This is a genomic window from Winogradskya consettensis, assembly GCF_018332715.1.
Classification (GTDB): domain Bacteria; phylum Actinomycetota; class Actinomycetes; order Mycobacteriales; family Micromonosporaceae; genus Actinoplanes; species Actinoplanes consettensis.
Window position 1 is genome coordinate 56260 of the sequence record NZ_BOQP01000031.1, and the last position, 6954, is coordinate 63213.

6 protein-coding genes are annotated in these 6954 nt (G+C 71.1%); 4 read left to right on the forward strand and 2 right to left on the reverse strand.

The annotated features are described in order from the left end of the window. The first annotated feature begins 21 nt into the window (after positions 1-21). Genes Aco04nite_RS28185 through Aco04nite_RS28195 form a run of 3 tightly spaced genes read left to right on the forward strand, consistent with a single transcriptional unit; the run spans position 22 to position 3732 of the window. Positions 22-1854 carry an SCO2524 family protein gene (locus Aco04nite_RS28185; RefSeq protein WP_213000287.1) on the forward strand — a complete coding sequence of 611 codons (1833 nt, stop codon included), beginning with the start codon at positions 22-24 and terminating at the stop codon, positions 1852-1854. Position 1855: 1 nt separating this feature from the next. Next, positions 1856-2776, forward strand: a complete 921-nt coding sequence (locus Aco04nite_RS28190; protein WP_213000288.1) for an SCO2523 family variant P-loop protein — start codon at positions 1856-1858, stop codon at positions 2774-2776. Next, the gene (locus Aco04nite_RS28195) at positions 2773-3732 is read left to right on the forward strand and encodes an SCO2522 family protein (RefSeq protein ID WP_213000289.1); all 960 of its coding nucleotides are present in this window, start codon (positions 2773-2775) and stop codon (positions 3730-3732) included. The genes Aco04nite_RS28190 and Aco04nite_RS28195 overlap by 4 nt, the downstream gene beginning before the upstream one ends. Here Aco04nite_RS28195 and Aco04nite_RS28200 read toward each other — a convergent pair. Then, a complete protein-coding gene (locus Aco04nite_RS28200) occupies positions 3725-4675 on the reverse strand; it encodes a DUF6879 family protein (protein ID WP_438874946.1) in 951 nt (316 codons plus the stop codon). The genes Aco04nite_RS28195 and Aco04nite_RS28200 overlap by 8 nt on opposite strands. Then, a complete protein-coding gene (locus tag Aco04nite_RS28205; RefSeq protein ID WP_213000291.1) occupies positions 4675-5598 on the reverse strand; it encodes an SCO2521 family protein in 924 nt (307 codons plus the stop codon). Before Aco04nite_RS28205 ends, Aco04nite_RS28200 begins: the two co-directional genes overlap by 1 nt. A 293-nt stretch (positions 5599-5891) precedes the next feature. Between Aco04nite_RS28205 and Aco04nite_RS28210 the strand changes: the two genes are divergently transcribed. Further along, a complete protein-coding gene (locus Aco04nite_RS28210; RefSeq protein ID WP_213000292.1) occupies positions 5892-6854 on the forward strand; it encodes an FAD-dependent oxidoreductase in 963 nt (320 codons plus the stop codon). The last annotated feature ends 100 nt before the right edge of the window (positions 6855-6954 follow it).

A 6954-nucleotide genomic window follows, 5' to 3' on the forward strand; every position in this document is an offset into this window, starting at 1 on the left:
CGGGTAGGTGACGGCACACCGATGCAGATCCAGCCACGGCAACAGCTCCTCGACATCTGGCGCGCCACGGCGCGACTGTCCTACGCCGACGATCGCTGGCGGTTCGGCGGCCGGGACGGCGCCAACTCGATCAGCGACGCCGAGCAGCTGCTCTGCATCCTGGCACCCGCCACGGAGATCCCGCTCTTCCGGCTCGACAATCCGGACGTGGCCAACCGCGACGTGCTGGACGCGCTCGACGCGCTCGGTGACGACATCCAGGTTCCCCAGCGCATGATCCGGGCCCTCGCCAGCTATCTGAAGCGCTACACCTCCGACGACGGGACGCCGGTCTTCTCCGGGGGCACCTACTTCCGGTCCGAGGAGCTCGACGACGAGATCACCGCGGAGCAGCGCGGCCTCGACGTCGTCGACTCGTTCTCGGTGAGCATCACGCTGACGCTGGCAGTCGTCGGCTTCACCCGGGTCTTCCGCCAGGTCGTCACGCGGCCGGCGCTGCAGGCCGAGGTGGACGATCTCGAGGCGATGGCGAGCAAACGGCTGACCGCGGCGATGGTCGGGCTGCTGCGCAGCTTCGCGGTCAACGTGTTCTCCGCCGACGACGCGTTCGGCCAGGAGCTCGTCCGCATGGTCAACCAGGAGCGGCGGCCGTCGCGGGTCGTCGTCGAGGAGCTGCGCGCGGCGCTGCGGGAGATCAACGCCCGGCTCCGGGACGACGTCACCATCGGGTCCGGTGCCGCCGAGAGCAGCGACCTCGACCTGCCCAACCGCCTCTTCGAGTGCGGCTGGTCGTGGGGCATCGTCCGGGAGGCCCCGCAGATCGAGACCTCCGACGTGGGGGTCCAGCGTGACGGCGTCGCGCAGAACGCCCCCTATCTCTACTTCACCACGGTGGCCCTGGAGGCGATCCAGGCGCTCAGCTCGGAGCGCACCCGGCTGCTGGGCCTGCTCGACGAGGCCCAGCTGAAACTGGCCCAGGCGCTGCAGCTGCGCTTCGAGCTGACCCGGTCCTACTGGGCGGCGGTGGCGACGTTCGGCTCCGGCCGGTGGCCGCTGGAGGACCTGCCGTGGCGCACCACCGACGGCATCGAGTTCGACTACTTCACGCTGCTGGTCGGCGGGATGGTCATGCAGAACATGATCGCCACCCGCGCGCCCAACGCCGACATGGCCCGGATGGCCAACGTCCTGGAGGAGCTGGCCAACCGCAGCCGGATCACCCGGCGCTCGTCGGAGCGGGAGACGGCCCTCGACGTGCACCATCCCGGTCTCAGCTTCCCCCTGGAGGGCAGCGAGAGCCACGGCGGGCCCCGGCTCGCGTGGACGGTCGCCGATCTGTCGCCGCTGCTGCTCAAACGGACGTTGAGCCTGGCCGGTCTGCTGTCCGACGGCACCGAGCGCGGCCGGTTGCTGGGGTTGAGCGACGAGATGTGGAAACACCTCAAGGAGCGGGTGCTGCCCGACGGTCTCTGGGACCAGCCGGCCGGCGCCTACCCCCAGCTCGACGTCAAGTTCACCGAGGCGTCGTGGTACTTCACCAAACGGGTCGTCGACTGCCTGGTCACCGCGTCACGGGTGATCAACGAGTCGCCGCTGCGCAGCGAGCTGCTCGCCGACATCGCCGCCGATCTGCTCAACGAGGCCGAACACCTCTACGACCGGGAGCTGCTCAACAACTCCACCTACAGCGGGCAGTCTCTGGGCGAGCAGCTCAAACAGATCGGGGTCGACCTGGAACGGGCCCGGACCCAGCGCCGGGACCGCCCGGGTGTCGCGGTCGCGGTGACCGAGGAGGTGCTCCGCAAGCTCGACCGGCTGTCCGCGGCCCGGCGTGCCACCGCGGGGACGATCTGACGTGATCCTCTTCGCGACCTCCGACAAGGGCGGCACCGGGCGCTCGGTGACCAGCAGCAACCTGGCCTACCGCACGGCTCTGGACGGCACCGACTGCTGCTATCTCGACTTCGACTTCGGCAGTCCGACCGCCGGCGCGATCTTCGACCTGCCCGCGGCGCCCGCCGGGGTCACCGGCGGGGACGGGCTGCACAACTACTTCCTCGGCACCACCGACCTCCCCCGGCGTATCGACATCTGGGCGGAGTCCGAGCGCGACGTGCTGCGCAGCCGTCCGGCCGGTGCGGGGCGGCTGACGCTGCTGCCCGGTGACCGTGGCGGCGGCGAGTTCCAGGCCACCCCCGAGATGGTCGAACGCTGCGTGGAGCTGTTCCTCAAGCTCGCCGAGGAGTTCGGCCTCATCATCGTGGATCTCAGCGCGGGCCGTTCGTACGCCACGGACATCGTGCTGGCTGCCACGGCCCACCCGGAGCTGGCGGGGATCAGCGCCCGGTGGCTGGTCTTCCACCGGTGGACCCGCCAGCACATCATCGCTGCCGCCGGCCTGGTCCGCGGCGTGCAGGGGCTCCTCGACGCCGGCGTCGGCCGCGGTCACGACCGGCAGACCCTGCTGAACTCCATCCGGTTCATCCGCACCGCCGTCCTCAACCCGGCGGCGCAGGGTCAGGCGGGGCTGCGTCCCGAGCAGCTGGCATGGCTCGACCGCATCGACCGGCGGTTGCACGAGCTCGCCGGAAGCTCCGGGGTCGGCCGCTCGCGGATGCTGGGCGAGATCCCGCTGGACCCGGTGCTGCAGTGGCAGGAGCAGCTGCTGTCCAACGAGGACGTCCTGCTGCACGGCACGGCCAACCAGGAGACGGTCACGGCGTTCGAGCAGCTGGCGAAGAAGATCTTCGACGATGACGCGTGGGTGGGGTTGTGACGCTGCCCGACGGCGTCTTCACCGAGGAGTCGGCCACCACGGTGGTGCGCTCGGTGGCGCTGTCCCACCTGTCGATCGAGCTCGGCCATCTCTACATGGACGACTTCGAGGCCGGCCCCTCGCATCTGCTCGACCAGTTCCGCCGGGTCGCCCCGTGGGCCACCGCCGCCCGGGACATCGCCGCCGCCGAGCTGCCCGCCGGCAGCACCCCGCGGGTGAGCACCTGCTTCCTGATCGACGACTACTTCACCCGGTTCAGTACGCCCGACAAGGTCATCGCCATGCTGAGCGCCACGGCGGCCGAGGCCGGGCTGGGCATCGACTACATCGCACGCGAGTCGGGATGCGCGGTCGCGGACGGCATCGAGCTGGCCCGCGTGGTGGAGAACCACCTGGTCAGCGAGCCTCCGGAGGGTGCCGACGGGTCCCGGCCCCCGGTGTCGGTGAGCGGCTGGCTGACCAACGGGCAGCGCTCCCCCGGCCAGGCCGGCTCCGCGATGGCGGCGCCCCGGCAGTGGCAGCCACCGCGGCAGAGCGCCGTGCAGAACCACTCGATCTTCCTGGACATCGAGCTGTGGAACGAGAAGGCCGGCGCCCGCCTGTGGTCGTGCCCGTTCCTGGCCGCGGTCTGGCAGCTGCAACGCCTCGGCCTGATCCGCCATCTCGGGGAGCCGGTCGCGCAGCCGAGACCGCTGGCACTCGACGAGCTGCCGGCCGACTGGGATCTGCTCCCACCGGTGATCCGGCTGAACCCCGCAGCGGCACCGTTCCGGGCCTACCGCACGTTCTCGGTGCTGGGCGCGCGGTTCCTGCCGATCGAGGTGGCGGTTCGCACGATCCTCGGTCAGGTCGCGGTCACCGCGGCGGTGGACGAGCAGATCAGGGGGCGGGCGAAGGGCGAGCGGATCGTCCTGCCGGCCGAGTTCGTCGACCGCATCCGGTACGCCTTCATGTGACACCCTTCGGGTCGAACGACACTTCCCACAGGTCGCTGAAGAGCTGCACGCACTGTTTGACGCGGTCCGTGGTGAGGACCAGCCGCGTCTCGGAGATCTGCGCGAGCTGCGGGTCGGCGGTGAGCGTCGGGGTCGTCTCGTACGCCAGGGTGTCGTCGAAGACGATCAGGTCCCGGACCTGCACCCGCTGATGTGGCGGCACCTCGGGACGTGCGAGCAGCCGGGCCCGGATCCCCATCCTGGCCTGTTCGGCGCAGACCCGCAGCAGATCCGGGTCGTCGGCCCCCGCGGCCGTGTCGAGCACGAAGATCCGGCGCACCCGGCGCCCCGACGCCGCGGCCCGGCGCTGGGCGTCGAGGTAGCGCTGGCCGATCTCGCTCTGCCAGAGGCTGTGGTCGACCGCGGCCATGCTGATCGCGTCGATACCGGTCGTGGCGTTGCGGGTCAGGCCCAGCAGCCATTCCCGGTCCTCGCCGTAATAGGTGATCGTGCCGCCCTCGGAGATCTGTTTCAGCAGCCCGGACGTCTCCTGGATCTTGGCGCGCACGAAGTGCTGCACGATCTGTGGCGAGTCCGGGGAGATCCGGGTCGAGTTGTCGACGAACTCGGTCACCAGGGTGGCGCCCAGCGCCGAGGTGTCGATCATCCGGTACAGCTCGGTGGCCCGGCTGATCTGCGGGAACGTGTCGTCGATGAGGTGGCGCATCTCCGCGATGCTGTCGCCCTCGATCTTCTCCAGCGCGGCGAGCCGTTTCTCGAAGTCGGCGAGGAACCGGGTCAGCAACGCGATCCCGCCGATGAGGATGGACAGCGTGATGCTGGTGGCCTGCGTCTGGTCGAGCGCGTTGGTGATGAGGAACGTCAGGCCACCGGTGGCGACGGTGAGCAGGATCTTGCGAGTGACGCCGGAGCTCTCCCCGGTCACCCTGGGCACCGACGCCATCATCGGGGTCCCGCGGCGGCCAGCCCGGCCACCGCACCGGCGGACAGCTGGTCCCGGATGCGGCCCTCCAGGGTCCGCCACTGCCGGGTGAAGCCGGGACGGCTCTCCAGCACCGCCCACACCCGGGCGGACAGGTCACCGCCGCGCGCGTCAGGCATCCACAGATGCAGCAGATAGTCGATCACCGGATCCAGCCGGCGCAACGCCTCGTCGCGGGCCAGCACCCCGGGCGCGGCCTTGCGGACGGCCTCGATCAGGGTCGTGAGGAGCCAGTCGTGCAGGGCGAGGTCCTCGCACAGTGCCGCGAGCTGCGCGGGCGGGCAGCCGGCGGCCACCGTCAGCCTGATCGCCCGGAAATCACCCTTGCCGAGCCCGAAGCGGACCAGGGGACCGTCGACGCCGGTGTCAGCCAGCCAGCGCAGCCTGGTCCGGGCGCTGCGCAGCCGCGGGGTGCCCGGGCGGGCGCTGACCCGCTGCACCCTGTCCAGGGCGCGGGCCGCCACCGCCCCGACATCGAGTCCTTCCCGGCCGGCGGCGAGCGTGTCGGCGAGCTCCGGGCCGCGTACCCGGCCGATGGTCTCGACCACCCCGGGCCGCGTCAGATAGTGCGACCAGGGCCGGCGGGCCGTCCCACCCGAGGGCACGATCTCGGCGTACGCGGAGCCCTGCACCACATGCCCGCCGGTGACCGCCGAGCGCTGCAGCAGCGTGCCCACACCCCGCACCTGCCGGGCCGCGCCCGGTGGGACCAGAGCACAGTCGACACCCACCGGGACCGCGGGGGAACGCACGTAGGAGATGGGCCGCTCGGAGACCAGGACGGCCTCCCCCGCCACCAGGTCGACGAAGCGGCCGGCCTCGTCCTGGGTCGCCGGATCCCGCCCGCGCAGCAGTCCGGTGTGCACCTCGCCAACGATGAGCATCGGTCCCCCATGGTCGCCACGGCTCACCGGGGAGAAGCCGGACGAGGCTGCAGGGTCAGCGGTGACCGGTGACTCCCCCAGCGGCGCGACCCGTGCCGCGCTTGCCGCCAGCCGTTCGATTGGACCGCATCCGATCGCGGAATGCAACGGGGCGTATTGACGCGTTCGCATTCCGTAGATCTCGCTAGCATTACGCGGCACACCGGGACAAGCGTTGTGTGCCTTTGTCCGCACTCGCCGTACATTTACGTGCGTCTCCCTGTGAACACGCCGGACCCGGTTAGCGTCGACAGATGACCGCTGCCCGACCCGATCTTCTGATAATCGGCGCCGGAGTATCAGGCATGACCACCGCGGTGCGACTGGCCGAGGACGCGAGCCACCCACGCGTACGCGTAGTGGCCGAGCGGCGGCCCGAACACAGCACCTCGGCATCGGCCGGCGCCATCTGGGATCCAAGCTACGCCACCCATCCCGACGTTCCTCTCTGGAGCATGCACACGTACGCGGTGCTACGTGACCTGGAAACCGCCGGGCGGCCCGAGGTCCGCCTCGTCGACGGCGTCGAGGCCTCGCGCCGGGAGATCCGCACCCCCACCTGGGCAACGAACCTGCCGGGCTTCCGGGAATGCGCGCGCGCCGAACTCCCCGGCGGTTTCCTCAGCGGGTGGCGTTACCGGGCGCCCATTGTCGACATGCCGGCGTACCTCGGCTATCTGAGGAATCGCTTCCTGGCCACCGGCGGAACGATCGAGGCCGGGCGTTTCGAATCGCTCGAACAGGCCCTGGACCGCTCCCCGACCGTCATCAACTGCACCGGCATCGGCGCCCGCGAACTCGTCCCGGACCCGGCGGTCGAGCCGATCCGCGGGCAGCTCGTCGCCGTCCGGAACCCGGGGGTCACCGAGTTCTTCGCCGAACACACCGACGAGCTCGACGAGATGACCTACCTGCTGCCCCAGGGCGACATTCTGCTGCTGGGCGGCAACGCCGACAAGGGCCGCGACGACCCGGTCCCGGACCTCACGGTCGCCCGCGGCATCATCGAACGCTGCGTCGCGGTCCTGCCGGAGATCGCCGGCGCGGAGGTCCTCGGGCACCGCGTGGGCATCCGGCCCCAGCGCGACCGGATCCGGGTGGAACGCGTCGACGCCGGCCGGGGGCGCGTGGTGGTCCACAACTACGGCCACAGCGGCGCGGGCGTCAGCCTTTCGTGGGGCTGCGCCGAGGCTGTCGCCGCCCTGGCCCTCGGGTAAAGACGCGCGGGTCCCGGCGCGCGGGTCGGCTCAACCGGCCGGTCTCGGACAACGGGGCGCCGGGCACGCTACCGGGCGTTGCGGCCAAGCGGGGCGGCGC